Origin of the sequence: Kineosporia sp. R_H_3 (genome assembly GCF_002198675.1) — a bacterium.
In the GTDB taxonomy this organism is placed as follows: Bacteria; Actinomycetota; Actinomycetes; order Actinomycetales; family Kineosporiaceae; genus R-H-3.
The window spans coordinates 98,997-121,058 of record NZ_MWLL01000178.1 but is presented as its reverse complement, the minus strand read 5'-3'; the positions used below and the strand labels follow the sequence as shown (position 1 = coordinate 121,058).

At 72.7% G+C, this 22,062-nt stretch carries 19 protein-coding genes; 7 read left to right on the top strand and 12 right to left on the bottom strand.

Annotated features, from left to right (window positions below):
- Positions 1-1,563 carry a VCBS repeat-containing protein gene (locus tag ECOMGDLI_RS19955; protein WP_143447809.1) on the bottom strand — a complete coding sequence of 521 codons (1,563 nt, stop codon included), beginning with the start codon at positions 1,561-1,563 and terminating at the stop codon, positions 1-3.
- Between the two features lie 361 nt (positions 1,564-1,924).
- On the opposite strand from ECOMGDLI_RS19955, the gene ECOMGDLI_RS19950 reads away from it, so the two are divergent.
- The gene (locus tag ECOMGDLI_RS19950) at positions 1,925-2,782 is read left to right on the top strand and encodes a nuclease-related domain-containing protein (RefSeq protein ID WP_088318633.1); all 858 of its coding nucleotides are present in this window, start codon (positions 1,925-1,927) and stop codon (positions 2,780-2,782) included.
- A gap of 73 nt (positions 2,783-2,855) precedes the next feature.
- Positions 2,856-3,941, top strand: coding sequence for an alkene reductase (locus ECOMGDLI_RS19945; protein ID WP_088318632.1), 1,086 nt, complete (start codon positions 2,856-2,858; stop codon positions 3,939-3,941).
- A 50-nt stretch (positions 3,942-3,991) separates the two neighbouring features.
- Here the strand turns inward: ECOMGDLI_RS19945 and ECOMGDLI_RS19940 are convergent, their stop codons facing one another.
- The gene (locus tag ECOMGDLI_RS19940) at positions 3,992-4,981 is read right to left on the bottom strand and encodes an NAD-dependent epimerase/dehydratase family protein (RefSeq protein WP_088318631.1); all 990 of its coding nucleotides are present in this window, start codon (positions 4,979-4,981) and stop codon (positions 3,992-3,994) included.
- Positions 4,982-5,105: 124 nt separating this feature from the next.
- A complete protein-coding gene (locus ECOMGDLI_RS19935; RefSeq protein WP_158221075.1) occupies positions 5,106-5,876 on the bottom strand; it encodes a GNAT family N-acetyltransferase in 771 nt (256 codons plus the stop codon).
- A gap of 145 nt (positions 5,877-6,021) precedes the next feature.
- On the opposite strand from ECOMGDLI_RS19935, the gene ECOMGDLI_RS19930 reads away from it, so the two are divergent.
- The 5 genes from ECOMGDLI_RS19930 to ECOMGDLI_RS19910 are packed head-to-tail and all read left to right on the top strand — an operon-like array spanning position 6,022 to position 14,571.
- Entirely contained in the window at positions 6,022-8,130 is a 2,109-nt protein-coding gene (locus ECOMGDLI_RS19930) for a hydantoinase/oxoprolinase family protein (protein WP_088318629.1), read from the top strand.
- A gap of 1 nt (position 8,131) precedes the next feature.
- Positions 8,132-10,462: a hydantoinase B/oxoprolinase family protein gene (locus tag ECOMGDLI_RS19925; RefSeq protein ID WP_088318628.1), complete on the top strand. Its 2,331-nt coding sequence runs from the start codon at positions 8,132-8,134 to the stop codon at positions 10,460-10,462.
- 4 nt (positions 10,463-10,466) lie between these two features.
- Complete coding sequence (locus ECOMGDLI_RS19920; RefSeq protein WP_088318627.1) at positions 10,467-12,041, top strand: FAD-dependent monooxygenase; 1,575 nt, start codon at positions 10,467-10,469, stop codon at positions 12,039-12,041.
- Positions 12,038-13,789 (top strand): AMP-binding protein, encoded by a 1,752-nt coding sequence (locus tag ECOMGDLI_RS19915; RefSeq protein ID WP_088318626.1) that lies wholly within the window; start codon positions 12,038-12,040, stop codon positions 13,787-13,789. The genes ECOMGDLI_RS19920 and ECOMGDLI_RS19915 overlap by 4 nt, the downstream gene beginning before the upstream one ends.
- A gap of 26 nt (positions 13,790-13,815) precedes the next feature.
- The gene (locus ECOMGDLI_RS19910; protein ID WP_088318625.1) at positions 13,816-14,571 is read left to right on the top strand and encodes a TetR/AcrR family transcriptional regulator; all 756 of its coding nucleotides are present in this window, start codon (positions 13,816-13,818) and stop codon (positions 14,569-14,571) included.
- Positions 14,572-14,590: 19 nt separating this feature from the next.
- Here ECOMGDLI_RS19910 and ECOMGDLI_RS19905 read toward each other — a convergent pair whose 3' ends face one another.
- The 9 genes from ECOMGDLI_RS19905 to ECOMGDLI_RS19865 all read right to left on the bottom strand — a co-directional run bounded on the left by ECOMGDLI_RS19905 (position 14,591) and on the right by ECOMGDLI_RS19865 (position 21,980).
- A complete protein-coding gene (locus ECOMGDLI_RS19905; RefSeq protein WP_088318624.1) occupies positions 14,591-15,838 on the bottom strand; it encodes an alpha/beta hydrolase in 1,248 nt (415 codons plus the stop codon).
- The gene (locus tag ECOMGDLI_RS19900; RefSeq protein ID WP_088318623.1) at positions 15,835-16,080 is read right to left on the bottom strand and encodes a hypothetical protein; all 246 of its coding nucleotides are present in this window, start codon (positions 16,078-16,080) and stop codon (positions 15,835-15,837) included. The genes ECOMGDLI_RS19905 and ECOMGDLI_RS19900 overlap by 4 nt, the downstream gene beginning before the upstream one ends.
- Entirely contained in the window at positions 16,077-16,748 is a 672-nt protein-coding gene (locus ECOMGDLI_RS19895) for a VOC family protein (RefSeq protein WP_088318622.1), read from the bottom strand. The genes ECOMGDLI_RS19900 and ECOMGDLI_RS19895 overlap by 4 nt, the downstream gene beginning before the upstream one ends.
- 35 nt (positions 16,749-16,783) lie before the next feature.
- Positions 16,784-17,539, bottom strand: a complete 756-nt coding sequence (locus ECOMGDLI_RS19890; protein ID WP_088318621.1) for a maleate cis-trans isomerase — start codon at positions 17,537-17,539, stop codon at positions 16,784-16,786.
- 78 nt (positions 17,540-17,617) lie between these two features.
- Complete coding sequence (locus tag ECOMGDLI_RS19885; RefSeq protein ID WP_088318620.1) at positions 17,618-18,736, bottom strand: winged helix DNA-binding domain-containing protein; 1,119 nt, start codon at positions 18,734-18,736, stop codon at positions 17,618-17,620.
- A gap of 47 nt (positions 18,737-18,783) precedes the next feature.
- Positions 18,784-19,488, bottom strand: coding sequence for a hypothetical protein (locus ECOMGDLI_RS19880; RefSeq protein WP_143447808.1), 705 nt, complete (start codon positions 19,486-19,488; stop codon positions 18,784-18,786).
- A gap of 100 nt (positions 19,489-19,588) precedes the next feature.
- Positions 19,589-20,020 (bottom strand): NAD(+)--rifampin ADP-ribosyltransferase, encoded by a 432-nt coding sequence (gene arr, locus ECOMGDLI_RS19875; protein WP_369812773.1) that lies wholly within the window; start codon positions 20,018-20,020, stop codon positions 19,589-19,591.
- 61 nt (positions 20,021-20,081) lie between these two features.
- Positions 20,082-21,380: a HupE/UreJ family protein gene (locus tag ECOMGDLI_RS19870; protein WP_088318617.1), complete on the bottom strand. Its 1,299-nt coding sequence runs from the start codon at positions 21,378-21,380 to the stop codon at positions 20,082-20,084.
- Positions 21,381-21,389: 9 nt separating this feature from the next.
- Positions 21,390-21,980, bottom strand: coding sequence for a hypothetical protein (locus ECOMGDLI_RS19865; RefSeq protein ID WP_088318616.1), 591 nt, complete (start codon positions 21,978-21,980; stop codon positions 21,390-21,392).
- Positions 21,981-22,062: the final 82 nt, after the last annotated feature.

The following is a 22,062-nucleotide window of genomic DNA, read 5'->3' as shown; positions in this document are numbered from 1 at the left end:
CTAGTCCTTGATCGAAGCGACGGTCCCCGACCGCAGTACCGACCCTCGCCCGGTGGGCCACGGCAGGCACCCGCCCCGCGACCCGGGGACCGTGAAGACGTCGATGCCGTGGTCGAAGGTGGTGGCGACGATCTCGAGACGGCCGTCGTGGTCGAGGTCGCCGATCGACGGCGCGGCCGCGATGCCGATGCCGTTGCCGTCGCTGCCCTGATTCCTCAACCGGGTGTCGGAGAGCACCTTCCCGGCGGCGGACAGCACGACGAGGCGGCCGCTGCCGGGGGCCGATCCGTACACCCCGAACACCAGCTCCGGGCGGCCGTCGGCGTTGAGGTCTGCGGCGACGACCTCGGAGGCGAAGGTCCGGGCCTTTCCCGGGGCGTACCCGGTCCGCCACAACCGGTGCCCCGTCGAGGAGACGGCGTAGATGGAGCCGTCGTTCCCCGGCACGACGATGTCGAGGTGGTCGTCGCCGTCGAGGTCGACGAGGCTCGGGGCCGGGACGCCGCTCGGTGGGTACCAGTCGCCGTCCGCCCGCACGACCGGCTTCCCGGTCAGGGGCAGTGTCTCGAACCCCTTGTGCCGTCGGGCCGAGCGGGTCCCGCCGCCCTGTGCGCCGTCGAGCACCATCACGGCGTGCGCCTGCGTCTCGTAGGGCTCCTTCTTCTCGACGTTGGGCACCCCGACGACCTCCGAGCGGCCGTCGCCGTCGAGGTCGCCGATCGACGGCGGCGACGCAGTCCACTGCAGCCAGGGCGTCGTCCGCACGTCGGGCCACGGCCCGCTGTGGGCGTGCATGTGCCGGTCCTCCACCGCCGGCGAGGCCCACCGGATGAACTGGCCCCAGCCGAGGCGTCGCCCGGCGAAGGCGGACTCGCGGTTCGTGAAGTACTTGGAGGCGAGCACCGAGGTGCCGTCGTGGTTGAAGACGTTGATCTGGTGGTTGTCGAAGGTGACGACGATCTCCCGCTGCGGGTCGTCGTCCAGCTGGCCGATCCCGGCGTTGAGGCCGTAGGCGCCGTAGCCGTGGTTCCCGGCGCCGTTGAAGGCAGCGTCGCCGCCGGCACCTCGCGCGGTGTTGTACCGGGGCCACGCCGTCCACGGCACACCGGCAGGCTGGTAGCGCCGGCCGGACGCGGTGAACACGAAGACCTGCGCGCCGGTCGGCGAGGTGTTCGTCGTCGTCGCGACGACTTCGACCCGGTGGTCGCCGTCGAGGTCGGCCGCAGCCAGGCCGCGGACCTCAGGTGTCTGCCCGCCGCTGACGACGGACGCCGGCCATCCCTTCTTGAGCACGAGCCTGCCGGACCGGTAGGTGTAGGCGGCCACGGAGCCCTCCCCGCCGACCACGATGTCCACGGCTCCGTCCCCGTCCAGGTCGGTGACGACGGACGGCGCGTACACCCGACCCTTGGTCGCCGTGCCCGTGCCCAGCCGGCGACCACGGGAGTCGACGACGAAGGTGGAGTAGAACGGAGCCACGATCTCCAGCGTGCCGTTGCCGTCGAGATCGGCCAGCGAGGGGGAGGAGAACCAGCCGGTCTGCCCGGTCGGGATCCGTCGCACGAACCGCGGGGCCGCGACGGGCCCGGACCTCGGTGAGACCGGGCACGTGTCCGCGCCTGCCGCGGACGTGCTGGCTGCCGGTACTGCGGGCGCCGTGGTCGCCGGCGTGGGTGGCGTCGTGGACGCCACCGTGAGCGACGGCCGGGGCCGCTTGGAGGTCTTCGTTCCGGTCGAGGAGCCACCGCTCGAGCACGCCGCGCTCACGCAGAGTGCCGGGATCAGGATGAGCCGTGCGGTCACAGCGGCTCTGCGTCGCGCCATGTCGACGCACCCTACTCACGACCTCCTGCCCATCCCCCGGGCGGCCCGGCGATGCTCACATCCCCGCGTGGGCTGTCGACGAGAGAGAGGGAGGTCGCCCATGACGGAGCAGCAGACTGCCGGCGGCGACCCGCCGAACAGGGATGACCGTGGCAGGCAGATACGGCTGAGGTACCCCGGCCGCTGCAGCTCTTGCGCGTCGTCTCTACCGGCAGGGGCGACGGTCCACTACGACGCAGCCACGAAGGCCATGACGTGCACCGCGTGCGGCGCCGTGGGTCTGGCCGATGACGGCTCGGTACCGGTGATCGGTACTGCGGGAGCCTCCGCCCGCCGGATCCACGAGCGTCGCAGCCAAGGGCGCGAGGACCGGATCCGTGCCGCACATCCGAGGATCGGCGGGCTCATCCTTGCACTCACAGACGATCCGCAGTCGACGCAGGCGTGGGCCTCGGGCGCCCGCGGTGAGGAGCGCCTCGCCGCTCGCCTCAACGCGGCCGCCGGCGACGACCTCCGGCTGCTGCACGACCGACGCATCCCGCGGAGCCGGGCGAACATCGACCACATCGCGGTCACCCCGACCGGCGTCCACGTCATCGATGCCAAGCGGTACCGCGGACGACCCGAGCTGCGCGTCGAGGGCGGCTTGCTGCGTGCCAGGTCCGAGAAGCTCGTCGTAGGACGGCGTGACTGCACCAAGCTCGTCGACGGGGTCCACGCCCAGGTCGACGTCGTCCGAGCAGCGCTCGCTGACAGCCGCCTCGACGTGGCCGTCCATGGCGTTCTCTGTTTCGTCGAGGCCGACTGGCCTTTGATCGGTGGTGACTTCAGCACTCGCGGCGTCTACGTCGGTCGGCCCAGGACACTCGAGAAGCGGCTGCGTGCACACGGCGACTGCGGCGTCGACACGATCGCCGCGATCCACGGACTGCTCGCCGGCCGACTGCCCGCATCGTGAGCGCCCTCGGGCCGTGACAAGCAGCACTCATGCGATCGGAAGAACCCTGCCGGTCACCTAGTTGAACATTCATATGACTTCGACACCCCTTCGCCCCGACAGCCCGCTGCTGCAGCCTGTCACCGCGGGAGCACTGACGGCCGCCAACCGGATCTGGATGGCCCCGCTGACCCGCAACCGGGCCGACGAGGACGGCACCCCCAACGACCTCAACGTCGAGTACTACCTCCAGCGCGCCGGCGCCGGCGTCCTCATCACCGAGGGCAGCCAGCCCTCGGCCGTCGGCAAGGGCTACATCAACACCGCCGGCGTCGTCGACGACGCGAACGAGGCCGGCTGGCGCCGGGTCGCGGACGCCGTCCACGCCGAGGGTGGTCAGCTCGTCGTCCAGTTCATGCACGTCGGTCGCATCTCGCACCCGGACAACAACGGCGGCCTGCAGTCCGTCTCCTCCACCGCGACGACTCCTGCCGGCGAGATGTTCACCGCCGGCGGGATGAAGCCGTTCCCCGCGCCCCGCGCGCTGGACACCGCCGAGCTGCCCGGCGTCGCCCAGGAGTTCGCCGACGCCGCCGCACGCGCCGTCCGGGCCGGGGTCGACGGCGTCGAGCTGCACGCCGCCAACGGCTACCTGCTGCACCAGTTCCTCGCCGACGGTGTGAACGACCGCACCGACGAGTTCGGCGGCAGTGCCGAGAACCGCGCGCGCTTCGTCGTCGACGTCGCGAAGGCCACCGTCGCCGCGATCGGCGCCGACCGGGTGGGTATCCGGCTCTCTCCCGGGCACCCCTTCAACGACGTGTCCGAGAGCGACCTGTCCGTCTACGAGACCCTCGTCGTCCAGCTCGCCGAGCTGGACCTGGCCTACCTGCACGTGCTGGCGGAGGCTGACGACCCGATCGTCGGCAAGCTGAAGGCGCTGTGGCCCAACACGTTCGTGCTCAACACCGGCTTCGGGGTCGAGTCCGACCGGGACGTGCTCGAGCGGATCGTCGCCGACGGCCTCGCCGACGCCGTGACGGTCGGGCGGTCGTTCCTCGCCAACCCCGACCTCGTCGAGCGCTGGACCCGGGGCGCGGAGCTCAACGCGCCCGACCCCGCCACGTTCTACAGCGGCGGCGCCAAGGGCTACACCGACTACCCGCGGCTCGCGGGCTGAGCCGCGCGGGCACCGGGCCTCAGCGGCCCGGTGCCCGTAGCGCCGCAGACTCAGCCGAAGTCGGCCAGGTATGCGGCCACGAGCGTGTCTGCGCCACCGGACGCCGCGAAGCCCAGGTCGCGCGCCCGCGACCCCGTGACCGCGGCGGGCCAGCCGTCCGCGATGCGCCGGACGACGGGGTCGACGTCCAGCGTGACGTCGCCGAGCGATCGCATCCCGACGTGCCGGACCAGCGCGTCGTACAGGTCGCGCGGGGTCACGGTGACCCCGGGCAGGGCGAGCGCGCGGTCGGGGCCGAGGACGTCGCCGTGCAGGTCGTGCAGCGCAACGAGGCCGTCGACCACCTCGCGGTAGCCGATCGCGGCGATCGGGGTGTCCCACGGGACGGGCAGCGCGTACGGCCGGCCGGCGGCGGGCTCGCGCACGATCGCGCTCGCGAAGGACGAGGCCGCCGCGTTGGCGGCCCCCGGCCGCACGACCACGGTCGGCAGCCGCGCGGTCCGGCCGTCCAGGAAGCCCTTGCGGGTCGCGTCGTCGACCATGAGCTCCCCGGCCGCCTTGGTCATCCCGTAGGTCGTGGCCGGGACCTGACGCGTGTCGTCGTCCACGACCGCGCCGGCGGCGCCGTGCCCGTACACGGCGACCGAGCTGGTGGCGACCAGCCGCGTCGGGCCGGCGCGGTGCCGGGCGGCCTCCAGCACGTTCCGGGTGCCCTCGACGTTGACCGCCCAGGCGCCGTCCGGGTCCCGCTCGCAGGCGCCGCTGACCATGGCGGCGAGGTGGAACACCGTCAGCGGCTCGTCGCCGGCGAGCAGGTCGACGACGGCGGCGGCGTCCGTGACGTCGACCTGCCGCACGTCGACCGGCGGGGCCGTACCGGCCGCCAGGTCGGGGACCTGCAGCGGCCCGGCGTCGACCAGCGTCAGGGCGTCCACCGGCTGCGCCGACCCGTCCGGCCCGGCCAGACGGCCGGCCTGCACGAGCCGCGCGGTGAGCAGGCGGCCCAGGAAACCGGCGGCCCCGGTGATGACGACGCGCATGTCGGCCCTTCCTCGGCTCGGTCCGTACCCGGCCCGGCCAGCCTGCCGTGGTGAGCGGTGCGACGGAAGAGCGATGCCCGGGACCTGGACAGGCTGGTCACGTTCGTGGATGCCACCGTCGTGGTCAGGGGCGGGGCGGTCGCCTGAGTGCGATCTCCTCCGCCACGCTCTCCCCCTGCTGGAGCCGCACGACGATCTCGTCGGCGTCCTCGACCGCGCGGCACCGACCGTGGGTCAGCAGCGGGCACGACCGCCCCCACGCCGGCTTCGGGCCGATGCACTGGCGCACGTCGGCGCCGGTCGCGAGCAGGCGCTGCATCTCGGGGCCGGCGACCCAGGAGCCGCCCTCGACGAGCACCTTGGGGCCGCAGGTGTGCTCGGGCCAGCCGAGGACCTCGCCGTCCGTGGAGATCTCGACGCCGACGACGCCGTCCTCGGCGGGGGTCGTCACGACCATCCCGTAACGGCTGAGCAGCTTGAGCATCGGGAAGTTCTCGACCATGACGTCGGCGCGCAGCCGTCGGACGCCGCAGGCGGCGGCGACCTGGACGATCCGGTCGAGGAGTGCCGCCCCGAGCCCACGGTGCTGGAGGTCGTCCCGGACGACCACCGCCAGCTCGGCGGCGTCGTCCGGATCGTCGTCGCCGCGGACGAACCGGGCCTCCCCGACCACCTCCCCCGGCGCGGAGTCGGCAGAAGCGATCACGCTCACCACGCCCGCCCCCACCCGGCTCAGCTGCAGGATCCGGTCGGCGGTCGGGGTCGCGCCGGTGAAGCGGCGACGGAGCGACCCGGCCGAGAGCGTCAGCAGCAGCTCGTGGATCGCGCGCGCGTCGGCAGACCCCGCCTCGCGCAGCACGAGGCCGGCCGGCGCTGCGCGACCGTGTCCGCTCACGCGGCAACTGTCGAACGGCCGTCGTGGGGAGGGGCGGGACCAACGACTCTGGTCACCAATGAACCAACAGCGTGTCGAACTATTGACGCTTGCGTCGAACATCGCTTACGGTCCCGGCAGTCCACCATCGAAGGAGCTGGGTGAGATGACGTTTGTCATTGGCGTCGACGTCGGCGGAACGTTCACCGATGCCGTTCTGGACGACGACACCGGTCAGATGATCTCGGCGAAGGTCCCCTCGACCCCGGCCAACTACGCCGACGGTGTCGTCGACGCGCTCGCCGCACTGGCGACCCAGCTGGACATCGGTCTCGACGCACTGCTGGCCGGCACCCACCACATCGCGCATGGCACGACGTCCTCGCTGAACGCCCTCGTCACCGGCAACGTCCCGCCCGTCGGGTTCCTCACGACCCGCGGCCACCAGGACTCGATCTTCATCATGAACGTCGAGGGGCGCTACCTGGGTTCCTCGCCGCACGAGCTCCAGGCCGTGCTCGGGCAGACGAAGCGGCACGCGCTGCTGTCCAAGCGGCACGTCGTCGAGGTGACCGAGCGGATGGACCGGGACGGCAACGTCGTCGTGGCTCTCGACGAGGACTCGGTCCGTGCCGCCGTGGGCTCGCTCATCGCCGCGGGCGTCCGGTCGATCGCGGTCTCCCTGCTGTGGTCGTTCCGCAACCCCGCGCACGAGCAGCGGATCCGCGAGATCGTCGCCGAGATCGACGCCGACGTCTTCGTGGCGCTGTCGAGCGAGGTGAGCCCCCGGATCCGCGAGTTCGCCCGGCACGCGACGACCATCATGAGCGCGCAGGTGGCACCCGGGCTGCGCAGCTACCTGTCCGACCTCGAGGCGCGGCTCCAGGCGCACGGCCTGGCCGGGCCGGTGCTCGTCATGCAGAGCAACGGTGGCGCCGTCGCGGCCCACCGCGCGCACATCTCGGCGATGAGCACCATCGGGTCCGTCCTGACCGGCGGGCTCGTCGGCGCCGGGCGCCTCGGCCGCCAGCTGGGGCACCGCAACATCATCTCCACGGACGTCGGCGGCACGACCTTCCTCGTCGGGCTCATCGTCGACGGCGAACCGGTGCGCCGGAGCACCACGGTGATCAACCACCACCCGATCAACGTGCCGTCGCTGCACGTCGAGGCGATCGGCTCCGGTGGCGGCGCGATCGCCTGGATCGACGCGGGCGGCAACCTGCACGTCGGCCCTCGCAGCGCGGGCGCCGACCCCGGCCCGGCGTGCTACGGCCAGGGCGGTGCGGAACCGACCAACACCGACGCCAACCTCGTGCTCGGCATCCTGCCCACCAGCGGCCTGCTGGGCGGCCGCAAGCAGCTCGACCTGGAGGCCGCGCGCGCCGCCATCAAGGCCAAGGTCGCCGACCCTCTGGGCCTGTCGGTCGAGGACGCCGCCTCGGCGATCTACGCGATCCAGAACGCGCAGACCGCCGACCTGCTGCGCAAGACGGTCGTCGAGAGCGGCTACGACCCGCGCAACTTCGTCGTCTACGCCTTCGGCGGCGCCGGACCCGCTTACTGCGCCGCGTACGCCGCCGAGGTCGGCGCCGGCGAGGTCGTCATCCCGCTCGGCCCGGTCGCGTCCGCGTTCTCCGCCTACGGGCTGGTGTCGTCCGACGTCGTCCTCACGGCGGAGATGTCCGACCCCGGCTTCATGCCGGTCGACCCGGCGCGCGCAGCGGCGAACTTCGACCAGCTCGAGGTGCAGGTCCGGGCCGCCCTCGACGACCAGGGCCTCACGTACAAGAGCGTCGAGATCGCCCGCTCGGTCGACATGCGCTACACGGCGCAGCTCGCCGAGATCGAGGTCGACGTCCCCGGCGGGCCGGTCGACGCCGACGCGATGACCCGGCTCGCCGCCGACTTCGAGAAGCGGTACGCCGAGCTGTACGGCGAAGGCACGGGCTTCAGTGCGGCCGGCGTCCAGGCCATCACCTTCCGGGTCCGGGCCACCGGAGTCCTGCCCTTCTCCCCGGAGTTCCCGCGGCTTCCGCAGGCAGGCACCCACGACCCGGCCAAGGCGCTCAAGGGCACCCGCAAGGTGTGCCTCGACGTCCGCGTCGGCTACGTCGACACGGCCGTCTACGACTACGAGGGCCTGCGCGCCGGCCACCAGATCGTCGGCCCGGCCGTCATCGAGGTCCCCACCACCACCGTCGTCGTCCCGGCCGGCATGACCGGCACCGTCGACGCCCTCGGCAACCTCTCGATCCTCACGAAGGAGAGCTGACATGGCGATGGCCGTCCCCGGCTCGGAGTACTTCTCCAGCCGCCCCGTCAGCCCCGAGCAGATCTACGCCTCGCTGCCGCAGTCGCTGCCGGTCCACACCGTGACCCAGGAGCAGATCGACGCCCTGGACCCGCTGACCTACGAGGTCGTCCGGCACCGGCTCTGGTCGGTCACAGAGGAGATGGGCGAGGCCCTCAAGCAGATGTCCGGCTCGCCGATCGTCACCGACGCCAACGACTTCGACTTCGCGATCTGCGACGAGGCCGGCCAGGAGGTCCAGGTCGGCCTCTACAACACGATGCTCGTCGGTGCCGTCGACCTCGCGGTCTACTGGACGCTGCAGCACCGCGCGGTCAACCCGGGGATCCGCGAGGGCGACATGTTCCTGTGCAACGACCCCTGGGTCGGTGGCGGCCTGCACCAGAACGACGTCATCGTCTTCCAGCCGGTCTTCATCGAGGGCAAGCTCTTCGCCTGGACGAGTGCCGTGTGCCACGAGCCCGACCTCGGCGGCCCCGGCCTCGGCTCGTTCAACCCCGGTGCGCAGGACGTCTTCGCCGAGTCGCTGCCCACTCCGCCGGTCAAGGTCGTCCGCGACTTCGAGCTGCAGGAGGACGTCGCCGACCTGTGGGTGCGCCGGTCGCGCGTCCCGATGCTCGTCGGGCTGGACCTCCGAGCCAAGGTCGGCTCGAACACGGTCGGCCGACGTCGGCTGCTCGAGGTCGTCGAGCAGTACGGAGCGGACACCGTCAAGGCCGTGATGAAGCGGATGATGAACGACGCCGAGGCCCGGATGCGGGCCAAGCTCGCCGGCCTCCCCGACGGGAGCTGGCGGGCCACGGGCTACCAGGACCAGTCGCACGAGGGCGACCGGAACCTGCACAAGATCACGGTGCTCATGACCAAGGCCGGCGACCACCTGACGCTGGACTTCACCGGCACCGACCCGCAGGCAGGGATGATCAACTGCACGTACGCCGGGATGCGTGGCGGTGCCATGCTCGCCCTGCTGCCGATCCTCGCCCACGACATCCCTTGGTCAGCAGGCGGTCTCATGCGCTGCTTCGACCTGGTGTCCGAGGAAGGCACACTGAACAACGCCACCTACCCGGCGGCCGTCAGCCGTGCCCCGATCGGGCCGGCGTGGCTCACCGGGCAGCTCATCGCCGAGTGCCTGTCGCAGATGCTCGACCAGTCGGTCGACCTCGGTGCGAGCGTGCAGGCCGCGTGCTGCGGCACCTGGGACACCGCGATCATCGCCGGTCTCGACCAGCGCGGGCCGGTGCCTGTCCCCTTCCTCAACGTCTTCATGGAGCCGATGGCCGGGGGCTTCGGCGCCCGCCCGACCACCGACGGCATGGACACCGGTGGCCTGCTGTGCATCCCGATGGGCCGCGTGCCGGACGTCGAGATGACCGAGTTCCTCTACCCGCTGCTCGTCCTCTGGCGGCGCGAGGAGCCGGACTCGGGCGGCCCCGGTGCGCACCGCGGCGGTGTCAGCGCGTCGATGGCCATGTCGCTGTACGGGTCGCACGTGCCGGCCGGGCTGGTGTTCGCCTCCGCGGGCAAGGCCGTCGCCCAGAACACCGGTCTGTCCGGCGGCTACCCGGGCAACACCGGTCTCGAGGTGATCGCCCGCGGCGCCGACGTGGCGGCGATGCTCGCCGCCGGCACGATCCCGCAGGCGATGAGCGACCTCGGGGTCGAGCTCGAGCTGGAGAACTGCTACCAGTCGTCGTACCTCGCGCCCGGAGAGGTCCTGTACATGCACTGGCAGGGCGGTGGCGGGTACGGAGACCCCTGCCGGCGCGATCCGGCGTCCGTCGCGGCCGACGTCCGCGAGGGCAAGGTCACCGTCACCGCCGCTCGCGACGTCTACGGCGTCGTCCTCGTCGACGGCTCGGTGGACGCCTCCGCGACCCGGCACCGCCGCGACGAGATCCTCGCTGCGCGGCAGGCGCGGTCGACCGTGCCGGACGGCACGGCGTCCGTCGACGGTGGCGCACCGCTCGACCGGTCGGCCGCGCGGCGTCTCGACGACAACCTGTTCGTCGTCGACAGCGCCCATGCCGTCGGTTGCACGCACTGCGGGCGCCGGCTCGCCGACCTGCGGACCGACACCCGGTTGCAGCTCGCCGTCTACGAAGGGCCCTCGAGCGACGCGGGTCCGCAGGTCACCTCGGCGCCCGAGACGTACGTCGACGCCGACGTCGTCTTCCGGCAGCTGTGCTGCCCCGGTTGCTGGACGGCGGTGTACTCCTCCGTCGTGCCCCGCGAGCACGAGGACCACATCGCCGACGTGACACGGTTCGCCGTGGCGGCACAGGGATGAGCCGATGAGACTGCGAAGCGCAGCAGTCGTCGGAGGGGGACCGGGAGGCCTCTACGCGGCGCGGCTCATCAAGCTCAGCCAGCCGGACTGCCGGGTCGACGTCTACGAGGACGCCGACCCGGCCCGGACCTTCGGGTTCGGGGTCGGCCTCGCGACCCGCACGCAGCGCAACCTCCAGGCCGCCGACCCCGACACGCTGCGGGACATCCTGGAGACCTCGTGGCCGCACGACATGTCCATGCGGGTCGCCGGCCGCAAGGTGCAGCTGCCCGGTGACAACCTCATCGCCATCGGCCGGACCGCCCTGCTCGACCTCCTGCGCCGGCACGCGGCCGCGGTCGGGGTCCGGCTGCACTACGGGGCCAGGGTCCGCGCCGAGGACCTCGACGCGGACGTCGTCATCGCGGCCGACGGCGTCAGCAGCGGCACCCGCGAGGCGCACGCGCGTGAGTTCGGCGCCGACATCGAGTGGCACGACAGCCTCTACGTGTGGTGCGGCACCGAGTTCGCGCTGCCGAGCGCGGTCTTCACCCCAGCGCGGACCGAGCACGGCACGTTCGTCGCGCACGCCTATCCCTACGCGGCCGACCGCAGCACCTTCCTCGTCGAGGTCGACGAGACCACCTGGCGGGCAGCGGGATTCGACCGGACGACGGAGCTCACCGCGGTCGACGACAGCGACGAGACCACACTCGCCTACCTCGGTGACGCGTTCGCCGAGGAGCTGCGCGGCCACCGGCTCATCGGCAACCGCACCCGCTGGCTGCGGTTCCGCACCGTCCGCTGCCGGCAGTGGCACCACGGCAACCTCGTCCTGCTCGGCGACGCGGCCCACACGGCGCACTACTCCATCGGGTCCGGGACGAAGCTGGCGATGGAGGGCGCGATCGCGTTGAGCCGCGCACTCGCGGAGCAGCCGACGGTCGCGGAGGCCCTCGCGGAGTACGACGCCGTCCACCGCCCGGGGGTGGAGCACCTGCAGGAGACCGCCGACCGGAGCATGCACTGGTGGGACTCGTTCGCCACCCGCCTCGACCTGCCGGTGGAACGGCTCTTCGTGTCCTACATGACCCGCGCCGGAAAGGTCTCCATCGACAAGTTCGCCACCCGGACGCCGCACGTCGTCGACGCCGCGCTGGCCCAGTTCGCCGACGTCGCCGCCGCCGACGTCGACACCTCCGCCCGGGTCGACTGGGTCCTGTCCCGACCGCTGACCCTCGCTTCCGGGCAGGTCCCCGGCCGCGTCGTCGCCGAGACGGCTCTCACGGAGCTCGTCGGAGCCGTCGTCCGGCTCGAGGTCGACGTCGCCGAGCCGTGGGGCGCACGGGCCGACGGACTCGTGGCCCGCACGGCGGACGCCGTCCGGGCCGCAGGGGCGCACGCCGTCCTGCTCTCGTGCGCCGACGACGTGGGTGCCACCCTGACGATGTTCGACATCGGAGAACGGATGAAGCGGGAGACCGGTGCACTCGTCGTCGCACGCCTCGACCCGAAGTGGCGCGACCTCGCCGCGGACGCCCTCGTCAGCGGCCGTACGGACCTCGTGACGTGGGCGTCCGAGCAGGAGCCGGTGCCATGACGGACGTCGTCGGCGCGGCCGTCGGAGCGCACGGTGCGGCCGGCGCCGCGGTCGTGCGGGACGAGGAGTCGGTGCTCGCTCCACCGTTCCCTGCGGTCCGGGCGGCCGCCTACCGGTCCGCCGGCTGCTGGGGCGAACGGACGATCGGCGAGGAGCTGTCCGCCTCGGCGGCGCTGCACGCCGGACGGACCGCGGTCGTCGATGCCCACGGGCGTCTCACCTACGCCGAGCTGGACGCCGTGACCGACCGGGTCGGCGCAGGGATGCTCGACGCCGGCCTGGTGCCGGGCGACCGGGTCCTGTTCCAGGTGACCAACCGGCTGGAGTCGGTCGTCGCCTGGTACGCCTGCCAGAAGGCGGGGCTGGTGCCCGTCGCCACGCTCGCCGCGCACCGTGAGCACGAGATGCGGGCGATCGGCGCCCTGTCGGCGGCCAGGGCGTACGTCGTCGAGATCACCCCCGCCGGCACGACCGATCTCGTGGCCCTGGCCCGGAACGTCGCGGGCGACGTCCCCTCCGTCGGATGGATCCTCACGATCGACCCGCCCGGCGGCCCGGCCCCCGTGACGGCGGCACCGGCCGCCGAGGATGCTCCCCTGACGCTGCCCCTGGCGTCTCTCGGGGCGGGACTGCCGGCCGACGCCGTCGCGGCTGCGGTGCGGTCGGCCCAGGCCGCCCGTGGCCCGGAGAGCATCGCCGCGCTGCAGCTGTCCGGCGGCACGACGGGGGCGCCGAAGCTCATACCGCGTCGGCACAACGAGTACTGGTACAACGCGCTCGCCTACGCCCGGCATCTCGGGTGGACCGCGGAGACCAAGGTCGCCCACCTCATCCCGATCATCCACAACGCGGGGATCGTGTGCGCCACCCACGCGAGCCATGCCGTCGGCGCGACCTTGGTGCTCGGGACCCCGGACGCGCGGGCATCGCTGCCCCTGCTCGCGCGCGAGGGCACGACCTTCGCCCTCGTGGGGCACGCGCACTTCGCCGCGGTCGGGGAACCGGCCTTCCTCGACGCGCTCCCGACGCTGGACGGCCTCCTGCTGTCGGGCACCAAGGTCCCCGACGACCTGTTCGAGGAGATCGAACGCCGTGGCATCTGGTCCGGTCAGCTGTTCGGCATGGGGGAAGGGCTGTTCTGCCTCAGCCGGCGTGACGACCCCCGCGAGGCCAGGCTCCGGTCCGTGGGGCGGGTGCTGAGCCCGCTCGACGAGATCCGCATCTGCTATCCCGGCTCGGAGCAGCAGGTCGCGGCCGGCGAGATCGGTGAGCTGTGCTGCCGTGGCCCGTACACGATCCCCGGCTACTACGCCGCACCCGAACGCAACACCGAGGCCTTCACGTCCGACGGCTTCTACCGCACCGGGGACCTCGCTCGGTGGCAGGACTTCGACGGCGAGCCGCATCTGCTCATCGAGGGCCGCATCAAGGACGTCATCAACCGCGGTGGCGAGAAGATCAACGCCGAGGAGGTCGAGCTGCTCCTCCTGAGCCACCCCGACGTCGCCGAGGTCGCCGTCGTCGCCATGCCCGACCCGCGGCTCGGTGAACGGCCGTGCGCCTACGTCGTGTCCGGTCGTGCCTTCGGCGTGGGTGACGCGCAGGAGTGGCTCGCCGGTCTGGGCGTCGCGAAGTACAAGTGGCCGGAGCGCGTCGAGCGCCTCGACGTCCTCCCCCGGACCAAGGTGGGCAAGCTGAACAAGGCCCTTCTGCGGCAGATGGCCGCCGACCCGGGTCCCGGGCACTGAGCGGCCGTCCCAGTACAGTCACGCACATGGCGACGGCGAACCCCCAGCAAGCCGACGACAGCAGCCCGCCGGCTCCTCAGCGGCCCCGCAGCACCGCTCGACGCGACCTCGTCGAGCAGCAGATCATCGCCGAGGCGACCCGCCTCTTCGCCGAGCGCGGCTTCTCCGGCACCAGCCTGCAGGACATCGCCGACGCGACCGGTATGACCCGGCCCGCGCTCTACCACTACATCAAGAGCAAGGACGACGTCCTGGCCCGGCTCGTCGCCGAGCTCGCCCACGGGCCGGCCGCCGAGCTGCGCCGCATCCGGGCCGCCGAGGCGACCGACCCGGCTGCCCGGCTGTACGAGATGGTCTACCGCGTGGCGCAGGGCCATGCGCGGAACCCGGAGCGGTTCCAGCTGCTGGTCCGCTCCGAGGCCTACCTGCCGAACGAGCTCGTCGAGCCGTACCGCAAGAGCCGCCGCGACGTCCTCAAGGAGTTCGCCGGCGTCATCGGCGAGGGTGTGCGGTCCGGTCAGTTCCGACCGGTGGACCCGCGGATCGCGGCGCTCTCCGTCATCGGCCAGTGCAACTGGATCGCCTGGTGGCACCGGCCCGGCACCGACGACGAGGCGGACGCCGTCGCGCGGGCCGTCGCCGACCTCGCCGTGGCCTCGGTGCTGTCCAGCTCGTCGGAGCCTGCGGAGGCCGACCCGGCCCGCCGCGCGATCGCCATGCTGCGTCGCGACCTGGACTTCCTCGAGCGGACGCTCGACGCGCGCCCGGGGGACGCCGGGTAGCCGGTACCGGCACCGCCGTTCAGCCGCGAGCGGGGAACCGCTCGGCGAGCCAGCGCAGGATGGCCCCGGCCGCCAGCACGGACCCGCTCGGGTGCCCGGGGGCGATCGGACCGCCGAAGTGCGTGCCGTCGACCGACCCGGCCTCGAGGTCCTGCGCGCCGAGAGCCGCCTCCATCGCCGAGAGGTCGGAGGGGAACGAGGCCTGGTCGCCGCTGAACCCCAGCAGCAGCGTCGGCACGCGGACCGCGGGAGCGCATCGGAGGAAGCCGGCGTTGCTGTGGTTCGCCGACCACGTCGACAGCCAGGCGTCCGCGGTCGACAGCCGCCCGAAACCGACCAGCCCGTAGTTCGTGAGATCGGGACGGCGCCCGAACAACGACCCGTACGGCCGTCGGTTGGCATCGAGGGACAGGTCGACGGTGCGCGGGTCCGCGTCCGTGCGGTAGACCGTGACGATCCGCGGGGCGATGGCCGCCCGTCGGTCGAGGGGGTCCTGCCCGGCCTTGTAGCGACGGTTCGCGGCGCGGGCCCCGGCGACGAGATCGAGTGCGCAGGCGTCGATCCGGGCGATCCGCTCCGCCTGCGCGGCCCGGTACCGGCCGAGGAACTCCTCGTCGTACGTGCTCGGTTCCGGCGCCGGCCGGAACCCGTTGCGCAGGTCGAAGGCGTCGAGATCCGGGTCGACGGACAACGGGTCCGTCTCGTCGGTCACCGACGGGTCGACGAGCCGCGACAGCAGGACGCCCTGGCCCGGGTGCGGGGCGAGGAAGACCACGCCGTCCGGCTCGGGCATGGTCGTCGCCGCGAGATCGACCGGCTTGCCGGACGGCGCGCACGCCAACCGGTCGGCAGGAGCCGCGGCGGCCTGCTCGCAGTAGAACGCCGTCAGCGCACCGCCGCCGGAGTGACCGAGTGCGACGACGTGGCGAGAACCGTTGTCCCGCAGGAAGACCTGCCCTGCGGCGAAGTCCACGAGGGCCTGCTCGTGGACGAGGCTCAGGTCGTTGTTCGGCGATCTCGACCCCTGGGTCCACACGGCGTACCCGCCGGCGAGCAGGTGCGGCACGAGCGCGTGGTGCGTCACGTCCTGCCGTGGGTGCATGAGCGTGACGACGCAGCGCGAGCCGGGCGGGACCCGGAGGACGCCGGTGACCTTCGCGCCGTCCGCGGTCGTCAGCTCGTGCGCCGTCGTCACCGTCTCCGCCGGGACGGGCAGCAGGACGTCGTGGCGGCCCGAGCCGAGCCGCAGCGCTCCGTCCTCCGTCATCGCGCCTCGACGCGGAGCGCGTCCTTGTCCCACTGGGTGATGCGGCTGACGGACAGACCGGCGACGCAGCTGTACCAGACGGCGTGCCGGACCCCGGTGCTGCGGCGGTCGATGACGATGGCGCCGTCCGACTCCACCCCGAAGTACGGACCGACCCTGGTCACGCGGACCGTCGGGTCCTGCGCGACCACGTCGACGATCGGCCGGTTCTCCGGCACGTCGAGGAACCAGACCCCGGTCATGCGTGCACCCCGCTCGGCTGCGTGATGTTCTGCCGCACCGCGTCCTGCTGCTCCTGCCAGGCCCCGGCGCGCTCGACGATGAGCTCCGCCTTCCGGGCCAGCAGGTCGTCGAGGGTGTGACCGGGCCTGCTGACGATGTCCACGAGCGCGTCGATCGTCAGGTTGGCGTCGAGGTCCTCCTGCGGTGTCACCGGCCGCAGCGCGCGGGTGATCTCGAAGAAGTAGCCGTTCGGGTCGTGCGTGTAGATCGACTCGATGGTCTCGTGCTGCAGCTGCATCTCCACCGGCCAGCTGCTCGCGTCGAGCCGGCGCCGGTACTCCAGCAGGGCCTCCTCGGAGTCCACGTGCAGGGCCAGGTGCCGCGACCGGACGAAGTACTCCGGGACGTCGGAACCGAACTGCGCGAACGAGTCCCCCCGGTCCAGACGCTCCGGGCGCTCCAGGCCGAAGTAGTAGAAGAACGCGATCCGGTCACCGTTGCCGATGTCGAAGAAGAAGTGGATGAAGTCCGGGTGGTCCTCCGGCCCCCAGCCTGCTGCGCAGATCGAGTGGACGACCGGCAGACCCAGGACGTCCCGGTAGAACGTCACGGTCCCTGCGGGGTCGAAGGTCGGGAAGGCGGCGTGGTCCACGCCGCGGACGAGGTGTCGGCCGGTCAGGTCGGTCATCGGTGAGGCTCCCTACTCGTACCGGACAGGACGGTTCAGGCGGCGGGAGATGCGGCGTCCGGGCGGAGCAGGCGCCCCGCCGCGGGGAGCGCCGGCGGGAGGCCGACCGCGCGCAGCACGCTGTAGGCGCCCGCGGTGGCGGCCGACAGGACCGGCAGGCCGAACTCCGCCTCCGCCGGTTCGACCAGGTCCAGCGACGGCATCTGGACGCACGCGGAGATGACGAGGGCATCCAGACCCTCCAGGGCGAGGGACCGTGCCGCCGCCATGACCCGGTGACCGGCGATGCGGCCCACCTCGCGGTTGTCCTCGACCTCCAGTGCTCGCCACTGCGGCACCTCGAACCCCTCGTGCTCGAGGTACGCGACCACGGTCCGTGCCAGCGGCTCCATGTACGGCGTCACGAGCCCGATCCGTCGTGCGCCCAGCGCCCGCAGTCCTTCGACGAGTGCACCCGCGCTCGACCGGACCAGTGCGCGGGAGCCGCCCGCGGCGAGCTGCTCGGCGACGAGGTGCTCGACCCGCTGGTGCTCGCCCGGGCCGGCGGCCATGAGCGCGACGAGGCACGCGTAGAGCATGACGTCGGGGTCGCTGTCGCCGAGCTCGATGACGCACCGTTCGCGCTGCGCGTTCATCGCCGCCAGCTGCGACGGCGACACCTTCGCCATGCGCATCCGGCTCGCGTGGAACGAGAACGTCGCGGACTCGTGACGTCGCAGCAGCAGCGGCATCTCGTGCTCGACCGTCACGTTGGAGCTGGGGACCACAAGGCCCACCCGGACATGCCTCATCGTCGGTCCTCCGGCGGCGTCGACTTCGACGAGTATGACGAAAGTTCGACACGTACGTCAACCGTCGGTGGGTGCACGTCAGGCGGCGCCGACCACGCACCGCAGCGGTCGGCCGAGGATCCCCGCGAGCCGGTCGGCCTCGGTCTCGAGGTCCTCGCGCGGCGGGGGTCCGGGGTCGAGCCAGGTGACCGTGAGGGTGTCCGCGGTCGTCGCCCAGGTGCCGCGGACGACACCGCCCACCGTCACGGGGTTGGACTTGCGGGTGACCGGGGTGCGGTGGTCGGGCGGGACGACGTGCGACTCCTTGGTGCCCGGGCCGATGACCCACTGGTCGTGGCCGGGCAGGAAGCGCACCACCGTGGACGGCCGGGCAGCGAGCAGGGAGTCGACGTCCTCGCGCAGGACGTGGCGGCGACCGCCCTCGACGTCCACGGCGACCAGGCGGTCCTGCACGTCGGCGAGCCACCCGCGGAGCCGCTTCGCGCCGGCGCTGAGCCCGTTGCCGAGCCAGTAGCCCACGTGGTCGGCGTCGGCGGGGCCGTAGGTGCCGAAGTACTGGGTGACGGCGTACCGGCCGGCGTCGTCGAGGTCCCACACGCCGGCCCAGCGCGGGTCGTGGTCGAGCCGCTGGAAGGTGGGTCGCCGGCCGCGGGGTGGCCCGAAGCTCATGTCGCCCTGCCAGGTCAGGGGTTTGAGGAGCGTCCACGGGTCGTCGTCGAAGACCGGCCCCAGATGGCGGTACGCGGCGCGGGACGTCAGAGCCGCACCGAGCTCGGCGACGGTGCGCGGGCCGTCGGACAGCGCGTCGCGGACGGCCTCGCGGAAGCGCGGCCAGTCGGACGGCGTGAGCCCGTAGTAGTCCTGCCAGCTGGGCAGCTCCCACTGCCGGCCGGCGCAGCGGAGGGCCAGGTAGGCGCCGCCGTCCTCGGGGGTGAGGTAGTGCACGCTCCCGCGGAAGGCGAAGACCTTGATCACCTCACCGGCGGCGAACGCCCGGGCGAGCTCGCCCGGGGCGGAGCGCCGCCGCCGGACCCGGACGGCGAGCTCGGCGAGGGACTCGTCCATCGAGAGGACGGCGCCCAGGCGCCGCACCACGTCGGCGACCGGGAGCTCGCCCACCGGCGAGAGCAGGTGCCGCTCCGCCCGCCAGGCCAGGGCCTGCGGCCACGTGACGGACACCTCGGTCCCGCTCGCCATACGTCTCACGCTCGCACACGCCACCGACAAACGTGACTCCGTCGGGCCTAGCGGGTCACGAGCAGCACCGAGTTGTCGTCGTCGACCTGTGCGGCGGTGACGGCGGCGAGCAGCGTCTCGGTGTCCGTGCGCCGCAGCGCCGCGTCGGCGGGCAGCGCGGGGTCGGCCAGGAGGAAGCCGTCGGCGTCCGCGCCGACGAGCAGCACGCTGTGCGTGCCCACCTGCCCGTCCAGCGGGTCAGGCGCTCCCGACGCGTCGCGCTTCCCGGTGCCCGACAGCACGTTGTCGAGCAGCCCGGCTCCCACCGGCCCCCGGTCGAGGAGGTCGAGCAGCAGCGCGCGGCGTGGATGGGTCGCGATCCGCAGGACCCCGCCGGCGCGCACCAGGGAGAGGTAGCCCTCCGCGTAGCGCAGGCGGGCGTCGGTGGACGGACGGGAGGCGCGCAGATGGACGCACAGGGCCGTGAGCCGTGACTCCAGGTCGCTCCGGTCCAGCCTCGACCACGCGTAGTCCAGCACCCGGCCGTCGAACGAGTGCAGCTCGACCTCGAGCCCGAGCGAGAGGCAGAACGCAGCGAGCTCCTGGGTCGTGAACCCGGCGTCGCCGGCGCGTCGGAAGCCCGCGGCCCGACGCACCACCTCACCAGGGCTGAGGTCGAACCCGACCGACGAGAGCTGCATGGCGAGCGCCGTCGGGCCGCACACCGCATCCGCCGTCTGCTGGTAGCGCCTGACGGCGTGGAGGGGAGGCATCTGGTCACAGTAGCCAGCGCACAGCGGACGAACCCGCGTCGTCCCGCGGGCGGGAGGCCGCACTGGCGAGGTCCGATGCTCCCGGTGTCGAAGCGGGACGCTAGTCCTCGATGACGTCGAGGCCCTTGGCACGCAGCTGCGCCAGGGAGTCGAGCATGCCCCGGACGACCTCGGGGTCGTGGCCCTGCCACTCGACCACCTCACCGACGACGCGCAGCGGGTGGCGGGTGCGGTAGGACCGCGTCGGGTTGCCGGGGAACCGCTTGTTCGTCACGTTCGGGTCGTCCTCGAAGGGGCCCGTCGGGTGCACCTCGTAGATCCGCCCGCGGTCGGCGCTCCCGGCCAGTGCCGTCGCCAGCTCCGCTCCCCAGGCGGCGGTCTCCAGGAGCGTCGTGAAGTAGACGTTGTTCGACACCCGGCCGTCCTGGTAGTTCGAGCCGTACCCGGCGACGAGCTCGTCGCCGATCCCCAGCACCGACTTGGTGCCGTGGAAGAACGGCCCCTCGACGTGCGCCCACGACTCGTACGTCACCGGGACGTGGGTGTCGCCGGTCTCGTCCGTCACTGGTCCTCCCCGTGCTCGGTCCGCCGCCCTACCGCAGAGCGCCCTCGAGCCTAGGGCCGTCCGTGGCGCCACGCCGTCGCCGGTCCCCGGCCCACGCCGCGCCGGCGACGACAGCGAGCCCGGCGGCGACGGCGAGCGGGTGGCCGACGAGAGCCGCCTCGGCGCCGGCCAGCGGGTTCGCGAGGATCCCCAGCCGGTCCAGCACCCAGCAGGTCGCCGCCGCGAGGGCGACGAGCCCGCCGGTCACCCGGGTCGCGGTCGCGAACCGGCTGCGCGCCAGCACGTACAGCGAGGGGAAGACGAGGAGGGTGGCGAGCACCTGGGCCAGCTCGACCCCGACGTTGAAGGCGAGCAGCGCCGGCAGCGAGGGCGTCCCTGCCAGCCCCAGCCCGGCGAGGATGCCGGCGAACGCCAGCCCGTGCACGAGCCCGAAGCCGGCGGCGATGACCGTCTCGCCGCGGCGGAACAGCGGTCTGAGGACGTGGATCGCCGCCACCGCCACCGACACCGCGACGAGCACCTCGACGAGGCGGGTCGGGACCTCCACCCAGCCGAGGGCGGACGCGACGAGCGTCACCGAGTGCCCGAGGGTGAAGGCGGAGACGACCCCGAGGACGCCGCGCAGCGACGACACGGGCCCGTCCCGCCGCTGCCAGCGCCCGGCGACGACCACGAGCGGTGCGGCGAGCAGCAGCGCCACGAGGAACAGCAGGTGGTCGGCGCCCTGCAGCACGTGCTCGAACCCGTAGCCGACCATGTCGAGCACCCCGTGCCCGCCGTCGCTGCTCGCCGTCGTGCCCTCGACGGCGACGGACAGGGTGTCGTCGGACGACGTGAGCACCCCTGCGGTGGTCACGTCACCCTGGGGGTCGGTGAGGACGACGACCGCCTCGTGGGCCGGGTCGGCCTCGATCACCGCGTCGTAGGTGAGGTCGAACCCGGACGTGTCCGACCCGGCGGTGTCGAAGGAGACGTCGACCGAGAACGACTCGATCCCCTCGACGTCCTCGATCGTGGCCCCGGAGAACGTCTCCGCCCACTCGGTGCCGTCCGTCGAGGTCACCGTGAGGTGGTCGGCGAGGTACTCGACGACATCGTCCGCGTACGCCTCGGCGTCCTGGCCGTCGTAGGTCGTCCCTGTCGCGGCCTCCAGCGCGTCCAGCGCGACGCTGATCGTCGCGTCGACGCCGGTGCCGGTGACGTGGGTCGAGATCGTGCTGCTCGTCAGGCTGTGCGCCTGGGCGGCGGTCGGGGCGAGCGCGAGGGCGCCGCCGGCGAGCAGTGCGCCGGCGGCGACCCACGGGCGTCGCAGCAGATGCGGCGGCATGGTGGCGGCTCAGGCCTCGAGGCCGCTGAAGGTCGGGGTGGCCGCCTGGCCGTCCCAGGTCACCCGGAACGTGAACGCCTCCTCGAGCGCCGCGCGGTAGGCGTCCGCCTCGTCCTGCGTGATGGTGCCGTTCGCCAGCAGGGTGTCGATCGCCGGGCTCCACGACTCGACGAGCGCGTCGACGAGCGACTGCGGGTCGATGCCGAGGTCGGTCGCGACGGCGGCGAGGTTCTGGCCCTGCTCCTCCATGCGCACGTGCAGCTCGTCGTGACTGATCCCGAGCACCTCGTCGAGCACGCTCTCGACGGGCTGGTGACCACGGTGCAGGCCGAGGCTCGCGTCGCCGTAGGCCTCCTGGACGAGGGCGACGAGCTGCTCCTCGGTCGTCACCGAGCTCACGTCGACCGCGTTCGGGCCGGCGCCCGCGGCGTTGCTGCCGGCGGCCGCGCCGGACGTGTCCGCGGAGGTGTCCGAGGACGTGCTCGACGTCGTCGTCGTGCTCGAGCCGGACGACGTGCCCGTCGCGGCGGCGCCGCACGCGGCAGTGGCGGACAGGACGGCGACCAGGCCCAGGGCGGCCAGCGTCTTTCGGATCTTCACGGTTCTCTCGCTCTCGCAGCAGGTGGGTGGATCGGACTGCTGCAAGATTCGGGGCCGGACCGGTCAGCAGGCTCTCCGGACC

Bases quoted from the DNA above. Each gene is read 5' to 3' on its own strand.
- ECOMGDLI_RS19950 (WP_088318633.1), top strand. From the start codon at position 1,925: ATGACGGAGCAGCAGACTGCCGGCGGCGACCCGCCGAACAGGGATGAC.
- ECOMGDLI_RS19945 (WP_088318632.1), top strand. From the start codon at position 2,856: ATGACTTCGACACCCCTTCGCCCCGACAGCCCGCTGCTGCAGCCTGTC.
- ECOMGDLI_RS19940 (WP_088318631.1), bottom strand. From the start codon at position 4,981: ATGCGCGTCGTCATCACCGGGGCCGCCGGTTTCCTGGGCCGCCTGCTC.
- ECOMGDLI_RS19930 (WP_088318629.1), top strand. From the start codon at position 6,022: ATGACGTTTGTCATTGGCGTCGACGTCGGCGGAACGTTCACCGATGCC.
- ECOMGDLI_RS19925 (WP_088318628.1), top strand. From the start codon at position 8,132: ATGGCGATGGCCGTCCCCGGCTCGGAGTACTTCTCCAGCCGCCCCGTC.
- ECOMGDLI_RS19920 (WP_088318627.1), top strand. From the start codon at position 10,467: ATGAGACTGCGAAGCGCAGCAGTCGTCGGAGGGGGACCGGGAGGCCTC.
- ECOMGDLI_RS19915 (WP_088318626.1), top strand. From the start codon at position 12,038: ATGACGGACGTCGTCGGCGCGGCCGTCGGAGCGCACGGTGCGGCCGGC.
- ECOMGDLI_RS19910 (WP_088318625.1), top strand. From the start codon at position 13,816: ATGGCGACGGCGAACCCCCAGCAAGCCGACGACAGCAGCCCGCCGGCT.
- ECOMGDLI_RS19905 (WP_088318624.1), bottom strand. From the start codon at position 15,838: ATGACGGAGGACGGAGCGCTGCGGCTCGGCTCGGGCCGCCACGACGTC.
- ECOMGDLI_RS19900 (WP_088318623.1), bottom strand. From the start codon at position 16,080: ATGACCGGGGTCTGGTTCCTCGACGTGCCGGAGAACCGGCCGATCGTC.
- ECOMGDLI_RS19895 (WP_088318622.1), bottom strand. From the start codon at position 16,748: ATGACCGACCTGACCGGCCGACACCTCGTCCGCGGCGTGGACCACGCC.
- ECOMGDLI_RS19890 (WP_088318621.1), bottom strand. From the start codon at position 17,539: ATGAGGCATGTCCGGGTGGGCCTTGTGGTCCCCAGCTCCAACGTGACG.
- ECOMGDLI_RS19885 (WP_088318620.1), bottom strand. From the start codon at position 18,736: ATGGCGAGCGGGACCGAGGTGTCCGTCACGTGGCCGCAGGCCCTGGCC.
- ECOMGDLI_RS19880 (WP_143447808.1), bottom strand. From the start codon at position 19,488: ATGCCTCCCCTCCACGCCGTCAGGCGCTACCAGCAGACGGCGGATGCG.
- ECOMGDLI_RS19870 (WP_088318617.1), bottom strand. From the start codon at position 21,380: ATGCCGCCGCATCTGCTGCGACGCCCGTGGGTCGCCGCCGGCGCACTG.